Below are 14,986 nucleotides of genomic sequence, written 5' to 3'. Positions count from 1 at the left end.
CGGCACCCCGAAGAGTGCCGGCCCCGCCGTCGTGCGCTGGTGGTGGCTACGGGGTGATCGTCCCGACCCGTACGCCGCCGACGCCCGCGACGGTCCCGCGCTCGTTGAGGAGCTGGACCTCGCCGCGCAGCTGACGGCCCTCGGCCGCCGGCGCCTTCGCGACGACCTCGGCCGGCACCCGCACGGTGTCACCGAGTCCGAGCGGGTACGTCCGCGACTCGTCGACCGTGACCGAGCCGAGCGAGGGCGCCACGAACAGGTCGAGGTAGTCGTACGCGGTGGGGCCTTCCGGCACCGAGTACCCGACGACCTCCACGAAGTACGTCCCGGCGGCCGGGTCGCGCAGCGACACCGCCTCCTCCGAGTTGGCGTCCGCGTCGTCCGCGAGGAGGTTGCCCGCCTCGTCGTACAGGTACAGGTCCAGGTCGGCGCGGGCGACGGACGTGTTGCCGATCGAGGCGTCGAGCCTGGTCGCGCCCTCCGTCACCACGACCTCGTACCGCTGGTTCTGTCCCGTGGCGATGGTCGGCCGCTGCGCCTTGACGGAGCTCAGCGGAGCGCCCTTCAACTTGCCCTGGAGCGCGGCGTACTCGTTGGTGACCTGCCAGGACACCGGGGCCGGGACACCGGCCTTGGCCTCCGGCAGGTTCTGCACGGCCGGGTCGAAGGCGGCGCCGAGCACCGTCACGTCCAGCTCGAACGGGTTGTCCAGCAGCGGCGAGGTGCGCCGCGACTCGACCTCGATCTCCCAGACGCCCGGCGTCGGGTTGGCGTACGAGCGCACGTCCGGACGGCACTTGTTCAGCGGGTGCTCGTAGTTCGCGTAGCAGAAGATGGTGCTGGAGTTCTCCATCTGCACGCCCGTCGGGTGCAGCGTGATGAACCGGGTCTGGCTCTTGTCCTTCAGCCCGCCGATCCGCACTTCGAGGCTGGTGGCGCCCTCGGGCACCGTCAGGAAGTACGACTGGTGGCTGTTGCGGGTGGAGACGCCGGACGCCGAGAACGTCGACGAGGGCTTGCTGATCGGCGTGGCGACCACGACCGTCGACATGACCTGGTGGTCGGTGCCCTCGGTGCGGGGGTCGTTGACCTCCAGGATCGCGCTGTGCACGCCGAGCGAGCGCGGGCGCGCCTGCACCTGCACGGTGACCGGGGTGTTCAGCGGCAGCGTCACGTACCCGTCGGCGGCGTCGCCGAGGAGCCGGAACGTGCCCTCGTGGTTGTTCTCCAGGTCCAGTTCGTGACGGACCGGGCGGTCGGGGCCGGTGGTGCGCGTGACCGTGACGTCGTACGTCTTGCGCTGGCCCTTCTTCAGGCCGCTCTCACGGTCGTAGAGGCCGGTGCCGAAGCCCGGGGTCTTCAGCTGGTGGTCGATGTTGGTGTCGACGGGGGCCTTCACCGTGTACTCGTGCGCCGTGGCGCCGCGTCGCACGGCCTTCCAGGCGTCGACCACGTCGATCAGGCCGGTGCCCTGGGCGTGCGCCTGCTCGCCGCGGACCTCCTCGGTGGTGGAGGTCAGCGCGGTGCGCAGCTTCGCCGGGGTGAGGTCGATGCCGCGCTGCTTCGCCGCGGACAGCAGCAGCGCCGAGGCGCCGGCGGCCTGCGGGGAGGCCATCGAGGTGCCCTGGAGCATCGAGTAGCCGGGCGGCAGCTGGTAGCCGGCCTCGGCGACCGGGCCGCCGGGCGTCCAGGTCTGCGTGGTGTTGATGGCCGCGCCGGGCGCCGAGATGACGGGCGCGAAGCCGCCGTCCTCACGCGGACCGCGCGAGGAGAACGGGATCATCGCGTACGACGTGCGGACCCCGGAGCCGTAGTTGGCGGCCCAGGTCTCCTTGGAGATGGTCGCGCCGACGGACAGCACCTTGTCGGCGAGGCCCGGGTCACCGATGGTGTTCACGCCGGGGCCGTCGTTGCCGGCGGCGATGACGAGCTGCACGCCGTAGGTGTCGATGAGGCGGGTGTACAGCGCGGCGCGCGCGTTGTTGCCGTCGTTCAGCGCCGGCAGACCGCCGATGGACATGTTGACGATGTCCACGCCGCGGTTGGTGACGAGGTCGATCATGCCCTCGGTCAGCGCGATGTTGGTGCAGCCGCCGCCCCAGGAGCAGGCCCGCGAGGAGACCAGCTTGGCGCCGGGCGCCGCGCCGTTCATCTTGCCGCCGAACAGGCTGTTGGCCGCGGCGATGCCGGCGACGTGGGTGCCGTGGTCGCCCTCGATGATGCCGATGTTGACGAAGTCGGCCTTCTTGCCGATCCAGTCGCCGCCGTACGGGTCGGTCGGCACGTCCTTGCGGATCTCGACGACGAACGGCACGCGCTCGGCGATCGGCGTCGCCGGGTCGTCGGTGCCGAAGTACCCGATCTGGAAGCCGTCCTTGTACGGCTTCAGGGCCTCGTCGTCGGTGAAGTCCTTGTTGTCGTTCAGGTCGACGCGGACGGTGCCGGCGGCCGGGTCGTACAGCACGCCCCACACGTCGGTGGTGTCGCCGTCGCGGTTGAGGTCGCCCTGCGCGTCCCCGGTGGCGGTGACGCTCTCGCGGAACGCGTTGACCTGGTAGCTGCCCGCGGGCGCCCGCCAACTCGTGTTCAGGTAGGAGAAGGTGGGGCCGCTGACCGGGTTGGCCATCCGGCGCCAGGTGCCGTCGCTGTCGAGGATGGGGTCGGTGCCGGTGACCCAGTCGGTGATCTTGCGCTCACCGGTGGTGGTCTTCTGGAGCGCCGGGTGGCCGAGGTCCACGCCCGAGTCGATGACGCCGATGGTGATCCCGCGGCCGTCCGCCGTCGGGTTCTGCCGCACGAAGTCGACCGCGCCCGTCTCGAAGGACGGGTTGTACGGGTTCTTGGCGGGGGTGTCGCGGCCCGGGGCGGGGTAGTTGCCGGGGGCCGTGCGCTTGCCGCGGGCTTCGCCGCCGCCGACCGGCGGGTCGTCCAGCTTGATCTCGTGGCGCAGGTCGATGCCCTGCACCGAGGACAGCTTCACCGCCGCCGCGATCGCCGCTTCGGCCCTCGCCGTCGGGACGGTCGCCCGGACGTAGCCGAGCTTGTCGTGCGTCTTGGCGACCGAGCCGCCCTTGACGGCGTCGAGCTGGTCCCTGACCTGCTCGGTGGCGCCGGGCACGGTGGCCACCATCATCGTGACGTTCTTGTCGCCCTTGGCCTGGGCCTCGGCGAGGAGTTCCGCGTCGGCGGAACCGAGCTTGGCGTCCGCCGCCTTGACGGCCGCGTCCGTGGGAGCCGGGTCGCCGCCGGGGGCCGAGAAGGCCGAGGGTATGGGTCCGGCGGCGGAGAGCGCGGCCACGAGGCCCGCGGCCACGGCTATGCGCGCCGCGCGTCTCGCACCTGATGCGGGTGCCGGCTTGGGGGTGGGGGTCATCTCATCCCTGTAGGTGTAGGAGCGGATGGGGTCCGGCCCCGGGCACCGCACTGCGCGGCCGCGCCGGACGGTCGTCCGGGCGGGTCGGGCGGGTACCCGGGATGGAGCGTCTTCGCGGCCGGCCGGTCCGGAGGTGTTCCGGATTCCGGGGCCGGGTGACCGCTCAGCTTTACGTACGGTCCTGTCGTTTGGGGAGGGTTGCCGAAACCGTGTCGTGCTCATGGCGCACTTCCGCCATACGCCATGGTGCGCATAGCGGGTGATAGGCGGATTCGTTCGGGCCGTCCGGCGGGCGGCCCGTACCGTGGGTCGGATGGGAAACGTACTCAGGGTCGCCGCCTACGGCGTCTGCGTCGATGACGACCGCGTCCTCCTCGCCCGCTGGGTCGACCGGGAGGGCGTCCGTCGGTGGACCCTCCCCGGCGGCGGCATGGACCACGGTGAGGATCCGTACGACACGGTGATCCGCGAGGTCGCCGAGGAGACCGGCTACGAGGTCGTCCCGCGCGTCCTGCTCGGCGTCCACTCGCACCGCAACCCCCGTGACCCCCGGCCGCTCGGCCGGTACGCCGACTTCCACGCCCTGCGCCTGCTCTACTGCGTGGAGGTGACCGGGGGTTCGCTGCGCAACGAGACCGACGGCTCCACCGACCTCGCCGCCTGGATCCCGCTGGCCGAGGTGCCCGACCTGGTGCGGGTGGGGTTGGTCGACCACGCGCTCGGACTCTGGCGGGAGCGTCCGCCGGTCGGTCGCTGAACCCGCCGCCCGGAGCGCTGCGCGCCGCGCACCCCACCCCCGACGCACGGGAACCGGGCGGGCGTTCGTACCCTCCTCCCCAACGGGGGATCCGCGGCCCGCCGCCCGAAGTCGGCGAACCTTCCCCGGGTTCGGCCGGTTTACCGGGCGCGAGCCGCTGCGCACCGGACCGTCGACCGACCGGTGCCCCCGCACGGCCCGCGACCGTGACCGAGTGGAGGAGCAGGGGATCCGGTGACGACACCGACACCACGCACCGCGCGCAGCGGACTCGTAGCGCTGACCGCGGCGGTGCTCGTCACCGCCGCGCTGACGGAACCCGCCCGGGCGTCCGGCGCCCCGGACGACCACCGCCGCACCGAACGGGCCATGGCCGAGACCGTCGCGAACGGCGCCCCCGGGGTGACCGCCCAGGTGCGCGACCGCGCCGGCGACTGGCAGGCCGCGGTGGGCGTGGGCGACCTGCGCACCGGCCGTCCGCGCGACGCCGACGACCGCTACCGCATCGGCAGCGTCACCAAGACGTTCGTCGCCACCGTGCTCCTCGCCCTGGAGGCCGAGGGCCGCATCGACCTCGACGACACCGTCGAGCGCTGGCTGCCCGACCTGGTCCGGGGCGGCGGCCACGACGGACGGCAGATCACCGTCCGCCAACTCCTCAACCACACCAGCGGCGTCCGCAACTACACCGCCGACCCGGAGTTCCGCCGCTGGCACTTCCAGGACCCGGGCTTCTCCACGCACCGCTTCGACACCCTCGCCCCCCGCGCCCTGGTGCGCACCGCCCTGAGCGGCCCGGCGGCCTTCGCACCCGGCGCCACCTGGGGCTACTCCAACACCAACTACGTGCTCGCCGGGTTGGTGATCGAAGCGGTCACCGGGCGCCCCTACGGCGAGGCGGTCCGGGACCGGATCATCCGGCCGCTCGGGCTGCGCGCCACCTCCGTCCCCGGCACCGACCCGCACGTGCCCGGTCCGAGCGGACGGGGCTACGGGAGGCTCTCCGACCACCCGGGGGCCACCTCGGTCCATGACGTCACCCTCCTCAATCCGTCGATGGCCTACGCGGCGGGCGAGATGATCTCCTCCTCGGCCGACCTCACCCGCTTCTTCGCCGCCCTGCTGCACGGCGACCTCCTGCCCGCCCGCCAACTCGCCGCGATGACCACCACCGTTCCGACCGGGCTGCCCTCCCGGTCGCGCTACGGGCTCGGCATCGCCAGCGTCCCGACCGGGTGCGGTCTGTGGCTGTGGGGCCACGGGGGCGGCATCCCCGGATCGTCCACCCGCACGCTCAGCACCCGCGACGGCGGGCACGCCCTCGCCTACAACCTCAACGCCGACTGGCTGGGCGGCGGCGCGATCGAGGAGGCGGAGTTCTGCGGTGGCGGTGGCGGTGGCGGTGGCGACCGGAGCCGGAGCCGCGGGCCCGGTCAGCGCGGCAACACGACGACGTAGGTGGCCGGCTCCCGTTCGGCGGAGCTCAACAGCGCCGTGCGCACCACCGTGGCCTGCTGCTCCGCGCTGTCCCGCAGCTTGCGCGGAGTGAGGTGGACGACCGTGATCCCCAGCCGCTCCAAGTGGTCCCGCTTGCGCGCGTACTCGGCCCACTCGGCCTCCTGGGCCGGGTCCCCGTGCCGGGCGCCCGGCCGGGGGGAACGGGTGTCCAACTCCACCGCGACGGCGTGCTCCGGCCAGTACGCGTCCACCCCGCCCAGGTGCGGCCCGCCGGGCAGCCGCAGGTCGACGTTCCACACCGGCTCGGGCAGCCCGTGCGCGCTCACCATCCGGTACAGCCGTTCCTCGGCCACCGACCGCCCCTCGGCGAGCAACGAGTCGACCGCGTCCACCACGTGCGGGCGCCCCAGCAGTCGCGCCTGGTTCAGCTCCCGTACCACGGCGCCCGGTTCGCAGTGCCGGTCGCGCACGGCCTCGGTGAGCAGGGCGCGGATCGTGGGCGCGTCGCCGAGTTGGGTGACCGCGTCGGCCAGCGCCCGGGGCACCGGTGCCACCGGGAGCCCGGTCACGTGGTGCGGCCGCGGCAGCACCACGGCGCGCACCAGCCGCACTTGGGGGGTGGACCGGAGCCGACGGGTGCGGGGGACCAGCACGTCGAGCCGGTCGAGGGCGAGCAGCGAGGGCGCGTGGGCGAAGCCGTACAGCCTCAGGGCCGCCATCCCGGTGAGCATGGCGTCGCGGTACGGGGACTGCTCCTCGTCCTCGTAGGGGAGGCCGTCCGAGAAGGGCAGCCCGTCCCCGTACTCGTGGGCGTGGTGCGGTTCCGGGGCGACCGGTTGGGCGGGGACGGTGCCCCGGGCGGTGGGCCGTCCCGCGTACAGCAGGACGCCGTGCAGGCGCTCCTCGCTGGTGGGCGGCCCTTGGTGCAGCAGGTACACACCGGGCAGGAACGGCTGCCACGATCCGCCCGACCGGCAGCGTGCACTGGTTTCGGCGGCGGACACCCCGTACGCGCGGAGCTGGGCGAGGCTCATCACGCGCAGCCGCGCATCGCGGAAGTCCGGGGTGGAGCGGGGGCGGTTGGTGCCAGCGGAGAGTGGGGCATTGTGGTTCATGTCCCGCAATCTGCCCACCCCGGACGGGGTCGCTAACCTGAGTTACGGATTCATCGACAATCCGGGACAACTTCGCCCGAACGTGTGGTGGTTCGGCGGGCGAAACCTCGATCCCCCTTACGGCGGGCGCGCGTTCACCCGTACGAATTCCGCCCGCCCGGGCGCAGAGAACGGGGCGCGTGCGAACCCTCGCACGCGCCCCGTCCCTCCTGCCTCACACCGGGGCGGCGGTCACCCGGAGGTCACCCGACGGCCACCCGTTCGGTCCGGCCGGTCACCCGGCGGCGAGCCGGTCGCACTCCTGCCCGCGCAGCGTCCGCGCGAGGTCGTCGCGGGACTCGATCACCAAGCGCCGCAGTGCCGGCGCCGCCCCCTCGTGCGCGGCGAGCCACGCGTCCGCCGCGTCCAGCGTCGCCCGGTCCCCCTGGAGGGCCGGGAACAGCCCGCGGACCACGTCCATGCCGATCTGGATGGAGCGCACGGCCCAGATCCGCTCGATCGCCTCGAAGTACCGCGGGGCGTAAGGGGCGATCAGTTCCCGCTGTGAAGGCTGGGTGAATCCGGAGATCGTCGCCTCGACCAGCGCGTTGGACAGCGCGTCCGACTCCATCACGTCCGCCCACGCCCGCGCCTTGACCTCCACCAGCGGCCGGGCGGCCAGGCACCGCACCTGGTGGCGCTTGCCGGACGCCGTGTCGTCCCGGGCCAGCTCCGCCGCGATGACGTCCGCCCCGGCCACCCCGTGCGCGGCCAGCGGCTCCAGGAACGCCCAGCGCAGCTCCTGGTCCACGTCGAGCCCGTCGATCCGTGCACTGCCCTCCCGCAGCCCGGTCAGCAGCCCGAGGTCGGCCTCCCCGGACGCCGTGGCGGCCAGGAACCGGGCCCAGGTGAGCTGGTGCTGACTGCCCGGCTCGGCGATCCGCAGCTCCCGCAGGGCCCCCTCGGCGAGCAGGCGGCCGCCCTCCTCGCGCCACTCGGGCGCCGCGTAGTGGGTGACCGCCGACAGCGCCCAGGCGTGCAGCATCTGGAGCACCCCGATGTCGCTCTCGCGCCCGGCGAACCGCACCACCAGGTCCACGAAGTCCCGGGCCGGCACCAACGCGTCCCGGGTCAGGTTCCACAGCGCCGACCAGCACAGCGCCCGCGCCAGCGGATCGGTCAGCGACCCGAGGCGCTCGCGCAGGGTCACCAGCGAGGTCTCGTCGAACCGGATCTTGCAGTACGTCAGGTCCTCGTCGTTCACGAGCACCAGCTCCGGTGCCCGCTCGCCCGCGAGCGCGGTCACCACGGTCCGCGGCCCGTCCACGTCGACCTCGGCCCGGGCGTAACGGACCAGGTCGCCACTGGCGTCCTCGCGGGCGTAGAGGCCGACGGCGATTCGGTGCGGACGCAGCGTCGGGTACGCCTCCGGGGCCTCCTGGAGGATCGCCAGCTCGGTGATCCGCCCCTGGGCGTCCAGCAGCGTCTGCGGGGTGAGCGTGTTGACCCCGGCGGTCTGGAGCCAGGCGCGCGACCAGGCGGCCAGGTCGCGCCCCGAGGTCTCCTCCAGCACCACCAGCAGGTCCTGGAGCTGGGTGTTGCCGTAGGCGTGGCGCTTGAAGTAGCGCCGCGCGCCCTCCAGGAACGCGTCCTGGCCCGCGTACGCCACCAACTGCTTCAGCACCGCGGCGCCCTTGGCGTAGGTGATGCCGTCGAAGTTCAGCTTGGCGTCCTCCAGGTCACGGATGTCGGCCGTGATCGGGTGCGTGGACGGGAGCTGGTCGGCGCGGTACGCCCACGCCTTGCGGTTGTTGGCGAAGGTGATCCAGCCGTCGGTGAAGCGAGTGGCCCCGACCATCGAGAACGTCCCCATGAAGTCGGCGAACGACTCCTTGAGCCACAGGTCGTCCCACCAGCGCATGGTGACCAGGTCGCCGAACCACATGTGCGCCATCTCGTGCAGGATGACGTTGGCCCGCCGCTCGTACGCGGCCCGCGTCACCTTCCCCCGGAAGATGAACTCCTCCCGGAAGGTCACGCACCCCGGGTTCTCCATCGCCCCGAGGTTGTACTCCGGGACGAACGCCTGGTCGTACTTGCCGAACGGGTACGGGTAGTCGAAGTGGTCGTGGAAGAAGTCGAGCCCCTGCTTGGTCACCAGGAACACGTCATCGGCGTCGAAGTGCTTGGCGAGCCCCTTGCGGCACAGCGCGCCGAGCGGGATCTCCAAGGTCGTCCCGTCCGCGAAGGTGCGGCGGTAGTGGTCGGTGACGTGGTGGTACGGCCCGGCGACGACCGCCGTGATGTACGTGGAGATCGCCTCGGTCCGCGCGAACCGCCAGACCCCGTCGACCAGCTCCCCGACCCCGTTGCTCCACACCGTCCAGCCCTCGGGCGCGGTCACCTCGAAGGTGTACGGGGCCTTCAGGTCGGGCTGCTCGAAGTTGGCGAACACCCGGCGCGCGTCCGCGGGCTCGTACTGGGTGTAGAGGTAGACCTCGCCGTCCTCCGGGTCGACGAAGCGGTGCATGCCCTCACCGGTGCGGCTGTACGCGCACCGGGCGTCGACCACGAGTTCGTTCTCCGCGGCGAGGTCCGCCAGCGCGATCCGGGTCCCGTCGAAGACCGTGTCCGGGTCGAGGTCCTTGCCGTTCAGCGAGAGGGCGGTGACGCCCGGCGCCACCAGGTCGGCGAAGCTGCTCGCCCCCGGCTCGGCGCAGCGGAACCGGATCGTGGTGACCGACCGGAACGTCCGCGGGCCGTCGCCGTCCTCCGCTCCGATCGCGGACCGCAGGTCGAGGGCGACCTCGTAACCGTCGACGGACAGCAGCGCGGCGCGCTCCTGGGCCTCGTCGCGGGACAGATTCTCACCGGGCACGGCGGCACTCCCTTGTGACTCGCGGATCGTCGGATCTTCAGCTGGTCGGATGTTTCGGAAATCGGTACACGGTATTCGCTACCCGGGAAAGGATCCTGCCATGGGCCCCCGGGCGCGCCGCACCGGCCGCCCGTCGGCCGTCCGGGCGGGAATGACCGGGGTGACCTGTGGCGTTCTTCACATGAGTGTGATGGCCACCGGCACGCGCCCGCGGGCGCTGAGGAGAGACGTACCCATGACGCAGAAGACCCCCGTCGACTTCTGGTTCGATCCGATCTGCCCGTGGGCGTGGATGACCTCCCGCTGGATCCTGGAGGTCGAGAAGGTCAGGGACATCGAGGTCCACTGGCACGTGATGAGCCTCGCCGTCCTCAACGAGAACAAGTTGGACGAGGTGCCCGAGAGGTACCGCGAGGGCCTGCAACGGGCGTGGGCGCCGGTCCGCGTGGTGACCGCGGCCCGCCAACTGCACGGGGACGAGGTCGTCGGCCCGCTGTACACCGCACTGGGCACCCGCTTCCACAACCGGGACGAGGGCAACACCCGCGAGGCGATCGCGGGGGCCCTCGCGGACGCGGGTCTGCCGGAGTCGCTCATCGAGTACGCGGACTCCGAGAAGTACGACGTCGAGCTGCGCGCCTCCCACAAGGAGGGCATCGACAAGGTCGGCCAGGACGTGGGCACCCCCGTCATCGCCGTGCCCGGCGCCGACGGCGAGCAGATCGCCTTCTTCGGCCCCGTGGTCACCCCCGCGCCCAAGGGCGAGGAGGCCGCCCGACTGTGGGACGGCACCCTGCTGGTGGCCTCCGTCCCCGGCTTCTACGAGATCAAGCGCACCCGCACCCAGGACCCCGTCTTCGACTGAGCCCCGCCGCTGCACGGCTGCGAACGCCGGAAGGTCCCGCGAGTCACGTCCTCGCGGGACCTTCCGTTTCTGCTCCTGCCCCGTGAACGGTGAGAAGACGATCACGAGCAGGGCCTTGGGGTGCCGCCCCGGGAGCGGCCCTAACCCGGGGGGTGGCACGTACTGCGGTGGTGCGTCGGTACTGCGGTGGTGCGGGGTGGGGCGTCAGGTCAGGGGGCGAGGATCAGGTTGTCCACGCGCTCCTTGGCGGCGGCGTAGCGCTTGGCCACGTCCTGCCAGTTGACGACCTGCCACATGGCGTCGATGAAGTCGACCTTCTGGTTCTTGTACTGGAGGTAGAAGGCGTGCTCCCAGGCGTCGAAGACCAGGATCGGCGTCGAGCCCTGGCCCACGTTGCCCTGGTGGTCGTAGATCTGCTCCACGATCAGCTTGCCGCTGACCGGCTCGTAGGCGAGGACGCCCCAGCCGGAGCCCTGCGTGGTCGCCGACGCCTTGGTGAGCTGCGCCTTGAAGTTGGCGAACGAACCGAAGGACTCGGCGATCGCGTCCGCCAGCCCGCCCACGCCGTCCTTGTCCAGCGGCTCGCCGCCGCCGTCACCGGTCATGTTGTGCCAGTAGATGGAGTGCAGGATGTGGCCGGACAGGTGGAAGGCCAGGTTCTTCTGGAGGCCGTTGATCGACCCCCACTGGTCCTTGTCGCGCGCCGCCTCCAGCTGCTCCAGGGTGTCGTTGGCACCCTTCACGTAGGCGGCGTGGTGCTTGTCGTGGTGCAGCTCGATGATCTCGGGGCTGATCACCGGGGCGAGTGCGGAGTAGTCGTACGGAAGTTCGGGAAGTGTGTAGACGGCCATCGCGGGTCCCCTCTGACCTCTTATTGCAAATCACTTGCAACTGCACGCTACCAGCAGCTTCCCGTAAACGCGTGCGCCCCCCGGGTGCTCCGCGGCGCGCGGGTCACGGCCCCGCTCAGGTGCTCCGACGGGCGCCCATGTGTTCAACGGGGCTCCGGCCGGGGGGTCGGTGACCGGGCGTCCGGAAGCACCGCCTGCGCACCGGACGGAGCCGGACGGAGTCGGACGGAGTCGGGGGTGGATGGAGCCGAACGGAGTCGGGCGGGGTCGGGCGGGGGGAGCGGCCCCACCGGGTGTCCGGGTCGACGGCGTTCAGTCGAGCCAGTGCCGCCAGCGCGGGCGGGGCGGAGCGCAGTGGCCCGACTCCCGGGCCGCCCGGAGGGCGTGATCGACGAGTTCCTCGCGCGTTGGCACCCGACCGTCCGCCTCGGGGAGGCTGCGCCCCGTGCCGTCGGTCAGTCGGGAGTAGCTGACGATGCAGTCGGGGTGCACGGGACGCGTCGCGTGCCAGCCCAGGACCGTCGCGGCCAGGCCGACGCCCACGCCGGCGACGACGAACAGCCGCCGCGGACCGCCGCTTCCGTTGAGGAACACCACCGCATGGTACTGAACGCCAAGTGGCCAGCTCCGCACCGGACTTGACGGTGCCGGGAGCTGGCCGGGGAGCGGGCGGGCGGGTCGACTACCCCCGCCCGGCGCGCCGTCGCTGCCGGGCGTACCCGGCCGCGGCCAGTACCAGCACCATCGCCCCGGTGGAGTACAACTGCACCCGCGTGTCCGGCTGGCGGGCCATCAACAGGAAGATCCCCGCCATCGCGGCCAGCGCCACCCAGGTCAGCACGGGGTACGCCCACATGCGCACGGTGAGCCGCCCGGGCTCCTCCCGTTCGACGCGGCGCCGCAGGACCAACTGCGACACCGCGATGATGATCCACACGACGAGGATCACCGCGCCGATCATGTTGAGCAGCCAGCTGAACACGTCGTCGGGCCGCCAGTAGCTCAGCAGCACGCACAGGAAGCCGAACAGGGACGAGGCCACCACCGCGACCCGCGGCACCCCGCCCGACACCCGCCCCAGCACCTTCGGCCCCTGCCCCCGCTCCACCAGGGAGTACGCGATCCGGGACGCCCCGTAGACATTGGCGTTCATCGCCGACAACAGGGCCACCAGGACCACCACGTTCATGATCTCGCCGGCGCCCGGGATGCCCAGGGTGTCGAGGGTGGCCACGTACGGGCCCTTGTCGACGACGTCCGGGTCGTTCCAGGGCACCAGCGTCACGATCACCGCCATCGAGCCGATGTAGAACAGCGCGATCCGCCACATCGCGGTGCGCACCGCGCTCGCCACCCCGCGCACCGGGTCCTCGGACTCGGCCGCGGCGATCGTCACCGTCTCCAGCCCGCCGTACGCGAACACGGAGGCGAGCAGCCCGATGACCAGTCCCTCGCTGCCGTTGGGCAGGAACCCGCCGTCGCCGGTCAGGTGCGCGGTGCCGGGTGCGTCGGTACCGGGCAGCAACCCGGCGATGGCGAGCGCCCCCAGGACCAGGAACAGGGCGATCGCGGCGACCTTCAACGCGGCGAACCAGAACTCGAACTCCCCGAAGTTGCGCACCGCCGCCAGGTTCGAGGCGCAGAACACCGCCATGAACAGGGCGACCCACGCCCACTGCGGGGTGCCCGGCAGCCACTCGGAGACGATCGCCGCCGCCCCGATGGCCTCCAGTCCCACGGCGGTGCACAGCAGCACCCAGAACGCCCAGCCGGCGGTGAACCCGGCCCACGGTCCGATCGCGCGCTCCGCGTGCGCCGAGAACGAGCCCGAGGACGGGTACGCGGCCGACATCTCGCCCAGCATCCGCATCACGAGCATCACCAACAGCCCGGACACGGAGTACGCCACGACGATGGAAGGACCGGCGGCGGCGATGCCGGCCCCCGACCCCACGAAGAGTCCCGCGCCGATCACCCCGCCGAGGGCGATCATCGACAGGTGCCGCTGCTTGAGGCCGTGCCCGAGCGTGCCGCCCGGTGCGGGCCCGGAGCCCGGGTCGGCACCCTTCGTGGGGGAGTCCGCGCGCGCTTCGGCGTCTGGTCGAGCCATGTGGGGGTATTCCATTACATGAGGGGATGTGGGGGGGCGTTCAGTGTGCCGCACGGAGGACTCGTGCCCAAGACGGTCATGGACATGCCTTCCGGTGGGCAGCCGCGCCATCGGCGAGATCGCCTGCCCCGTCCCGGAATTGGTGGTACCCCACAGTCCCCCAGTGATCAGTGTCACCTTGACCGGGTGATTCGCCCAGCTGCTTTGTTGGGAGGTGACCAATCCGTGGTAGCGCCCTTTGTCGGCCGCTGACGGTGAGCGCGCCGGGGCCCCTGGGATAGCGTCGCCGTGTCCCCACAGCACCGTGTCCCAGCACCGCCAGGACCCCGCACCGCCCGTCCCCTGCACCGTCCGACCTCCCCGGGAGCCCCGTTGAGCACCGCAACCGTCACCGTTCGCCCCGGCGAGGTCCTCGCCGACCTGCTGCCCGCCTCCTCGACGGCCCGCGCCCGGGTCCGGGACGTCGCCCTGGTGGTGGGCGGTGCCGCGCTCACCGGCGTCGCCGCGCAGCTGGTCGTCCCGGTGCCCGGTTCCCCCGTCCCGGTCACCGGCCAGACCTTCGCGGCGCTCCTGGTCGGCACCTCCCTCGGCGCCGGCCGCGGCTTCCTCTCGCTCGCCCTGTACGCCCTGGTCGGCATGGCGGGCGTGCCCTGGTTCGCGGAGGGCACCTCCGGCGCGGGCGGCGCCACCTTCGGTTACGTCCTCGGCATGCTGCTCGCCGCGACCGTCGTCGGCGCCCTCGCCCGCCGCGGCGGCGACCGTTCGATGCTGCGCACCGCGGGCACCATGGTGATCGGCTCCGCGATCATCTACGCGGTCGGCGTGCCCTACCTCGCCGCGAGCACCCCGCTGTCGCTGTCCGGTGCGGTCGCCGCGGGACTGACGCCGTTCCTGATCGGCGACGCCCTCAAGGCCGCCCTCGCGATGGGCGCGCTGCCCACCGCCTGGCGCCTCGTCAAGCGCTGAGCCGGACGCCCCCCGGCCCTGGTTCCTCCCCGGGAACCGGGGCCGTCGTGCGTCCCGGGCCCGCCCCTCAGGTCCGGACCAATCCGCCGACCCATGGGCGTACGCTCCGCTCACGGCATGCCACACTCGGACGCATGCGCGTGTACCTCGGCTCGGATCATGCCGGCTACGAACTCAAGAACCACCTCGTCCAGTGGCTCAAGGCCAACGGCCACGAGCCCGTCGACTGTGGACCCCTCGTCTACGACGCCCAGGACGACTACCCGCCGTTCTGTCTGCGGGCCGCCGAGCGGACCGCCGCGGACGCGGGCTCGCTGGGCGTCGTCATCGGCGGCTCCGGCAACGGCGAGCAGATCGCCGCGAACAAGGTCAAGGGCGTCCGCGCCGCGCTGGCCTGGAGCGAGCAGACCGCCGCCCTCGGGCGCGAGCACAACGACGCCAACGTCATCGCGGTCGGTGCGCGGATGCACACCACCGACGAGGCCACGGCGTTCGTCGAGAAGTTCCTGAGCACGCCGTTCTCCGACGAGGCCCGGCACCAGCGCCGCATCGACATGCTCTCGGCCTACGAGACGACCGGCGACCTCCCGCCGATCCCGGCCCACCACCCGCAGCCGTAACCGTCCCGGTGCCC

At 72.2% G+C, this 14,986-nt stretch carries 11 protein-coding genes; 5 read left to right on the top strand and 6 right to left on the bottom strand.

Going from position 1 to position 14,986, the window contains the following annotated elements; translation table 11 throughout:
• Nucleotides 1-46 precede the first annotated feature (46 nt).
• Nucleotides 47-3,373, bottom strand: a complete 3,327-nt coding sequence (locus ACFYOU_RS06925; protein WP_391303981.1) for a S8 family serine peptidase — start codon at nt 3,371-3,373, stop codon at nt 47-49.
• A 313-nt stretch (nt 3,374-3,686) separates the two neighbouring features.
• Between ACFYOU_RS06925 and ACFYOU_RS06920 the strand changes: the two genes are divergently transcribed.
• Both ACFYOU_RS06920 and ACFYOU_RS06915 read left to right on the top strand, forming a co-directional pair.
• Nucleotides 3,687-4,130 (top strand): NUDIX hydrolase, encoded by a 444-nt coding sequence (locus ACFYOU_RS06920; protein WP_389772110.1) that lies wholly within the window; start codon nt 3,687-3,689, stop codon nt 4,128-4,130.
• A 234-nt stretch (nt 4,131-4,364) separates the two neighbouring features.
• Entirely contained in the window at nt 4,365-5,588 is a 1,224-nt protein-coding gene (locus tag ACFYOU_RS06915) for a serine hydrolase (protein ID WP_391303980.1), read from the top strand.
• Here the strand turns inward: ACFYOU_RS06915 and ACFYOU_RS06910 are convergent.
• Together ACFYOU_RS06910 and pepN are read right to left on the bottom strand one after the other, a co-directional pair.
• Nucleotides 5,564-6,703 (bottom strand): hypothetical protein, encoded by a 1,140-nt coding sequence (locus ACFYOU_RS06910; protein WP_391303979.1) that lies wholly within the window; start codon nt 6,701-6,703, stop codon nt 5,564-5,566. The genes ACFYOU_RS06915 and ACFYOU_RS06910 overlap by 25 nt on opposite strands.
• Nucleotides 6,704-6,977: 274 nt before the next feature.
• Nucleotides 6,978-9,560: an aminopeptidase N gene (pepN, locus tag ACFYOU_RS06905; protein WP_391303978.1), complete on the bottom strand. Its 2,583-nt coding sequence runs from the start codon at nt 9,558-9,560 to the stop codon at nt 6,978-6,980.
• A gap of 235 nt (nt 9,561-9,795) precedes the next feature.
• Here pepN and ACFYOU_RS06900 point away from each other — a divergent pair, with 235 nt between their 5' ends.
• Nucleotides 9,796-10,425 carry a DsbA family protein gene (locus tag ACFYOU_RS06900; RefSeq protein ID WP_387002964.1) on the top strand — a complete coding sequence of 210 codons (630 nt, stop codon included), beginning with the start codon at nt 9,796-9,798 and terminating at the stop codon, nt 10,423-10,425.
• A gap of 209 nt (nt 10,426-10,634) precedes the next feature.
• On the opposite strand, the gene ACFYOU_RS06895 is transcribed toward ACFYOU_RS06900, so the two are convergent.
• From ACFYOU_RS06895 to ACFYOU_RS06885, 3 genes are all read right to left on the bottom strand, one after another.
• Nucleotides 10,635-11,276 (bottom strand): superoxide dismutase, encoded by a 642-nt coding sequence (locus ACFYOU_RS06895; RefSeq protein WP_385487386.1) that lies wholly within the window; start codon nt 11,274-11,276, stop codon nt 10,635-10,637.
• A gap of 312 nt (nt 11,277-11,588) precedes the next feature.
• Nucleotides 11,589-11,870 carry a hypothetical protein gene (locus ACFYOU_RS06890; protein WP_391303977.1) on the bottom strand — a complete coding sequence of 94 codons (282 nt, stop codon included), beginning with the start codon at nt 11,868-11,870 and terminating at the stop codon, nt 11,589-11,591.
• Between the two features lie 88 nt (nt 11,871-11,958).
• Nucleotides 11,959-13,386, bottom strand: a complete 1,428-nt coding sequence (locus ACFYOU_RS06885; protein ID WP_391303976.1) for an amino acid permease — start codon at nt 13,384-13,386, stop codon at nt 11,959-11,961.
• 372 nt (nt 13,387-13,758) lie between these two features.
• Here ACFYOU_RS06885 and ACFYOU_RS06880 point away from each other — a divergent pair, with 372 nt between their 5' ends.
• Nucleotides 13,759-14,352, top strand: coding sequence for a biotin transporter BioY (locus ACFYOU_RS06880; protein WP_385487392.1), 594 nt, complete (start codon nt 13,759-13,761; stop codon nt 14,350-14,352).
• Nucleotides 14,353-14,486: 134 nt separating this feature from the next.
• Nucleotides 14,487-14,972, top strand: a complete 486-nt coding sequence (locus ACFYOU_RS06875) for a ribose-5-phosphate isomerase (protein ID WP_391303975.1) — start codon at nt 14,487-14,489, stop codon at nt 14,970-14,972.
• Nucleotides 14,973-14,986 lie beyond the last annotated feature (14 nt).

Origin of the sequence: Streptomyces sp. NPDC005955, from assembly GCF_042871255.1 — a bacterium.
Lineage (GTDB): Bacteria > Actinomycetota > Actinomycetes > Streptomycetales > Streptomycetaceae > Streptomyces.
This window is presented reverse-complemented; position numbering and strand designations above follow the sequence as displayed.

Excerpts from the sequence above, each read along its gene's own strand:
- ACFYOU_RS06925 (WP_391303981.1), bottom strand. The coding sequence starts at position 3,373 with ATGACCCCCACCCCCAAGCCGGCACCCGCATCAGGTGCGAGACGCGCG.
- ACFYOU_RS06920 (WP_389772110.1), top strand. The coding sequence starts at position 3,687 with ATGGGAAACGTACTCAGGGTCGCCGCCTACGGCGTCTGCGTCGATGAC.
- ACFYOU_RS06910 (WP_391303979.1), bottom strand. The coding sequence starts at position 6,703 with ATGAACCACAATGCCCCACTCTCCGCTGGCACCAACCGCCCCCGCTCC.
- ACFYOU_RS06900 (WP_387002964.1), top strand. The coding sequence starts at position 9,796 with ATGACGCAGAAGACCCCCGTCGACTTCTGGTTCGATCCGATCTGCCCG.
- ACFYOU_RS06895 (WP_385487386.1), bottom strand. The coding sequence starts at position 11,276 with ATGGCCGTCTACACACTTCCCGAACTTCCGTACGACTACTCCGCACTC.
- ACFYOU_RS06885 (WP_391303976.1), bottom strand. The coding sequence starts at position 13,386 with ATGGCTCGACCAGACGCCGAAGCGCGCGCGGACTCCCCCACGAAGGGT.
- ACFYOU_RS06875 (WP_391303975.1), top strand. The coding sequence starts at position 14,487 with ATGCGCGTGTACCTCGGCTCGGATCATGCCGGCTACGAACTCAAGAAC.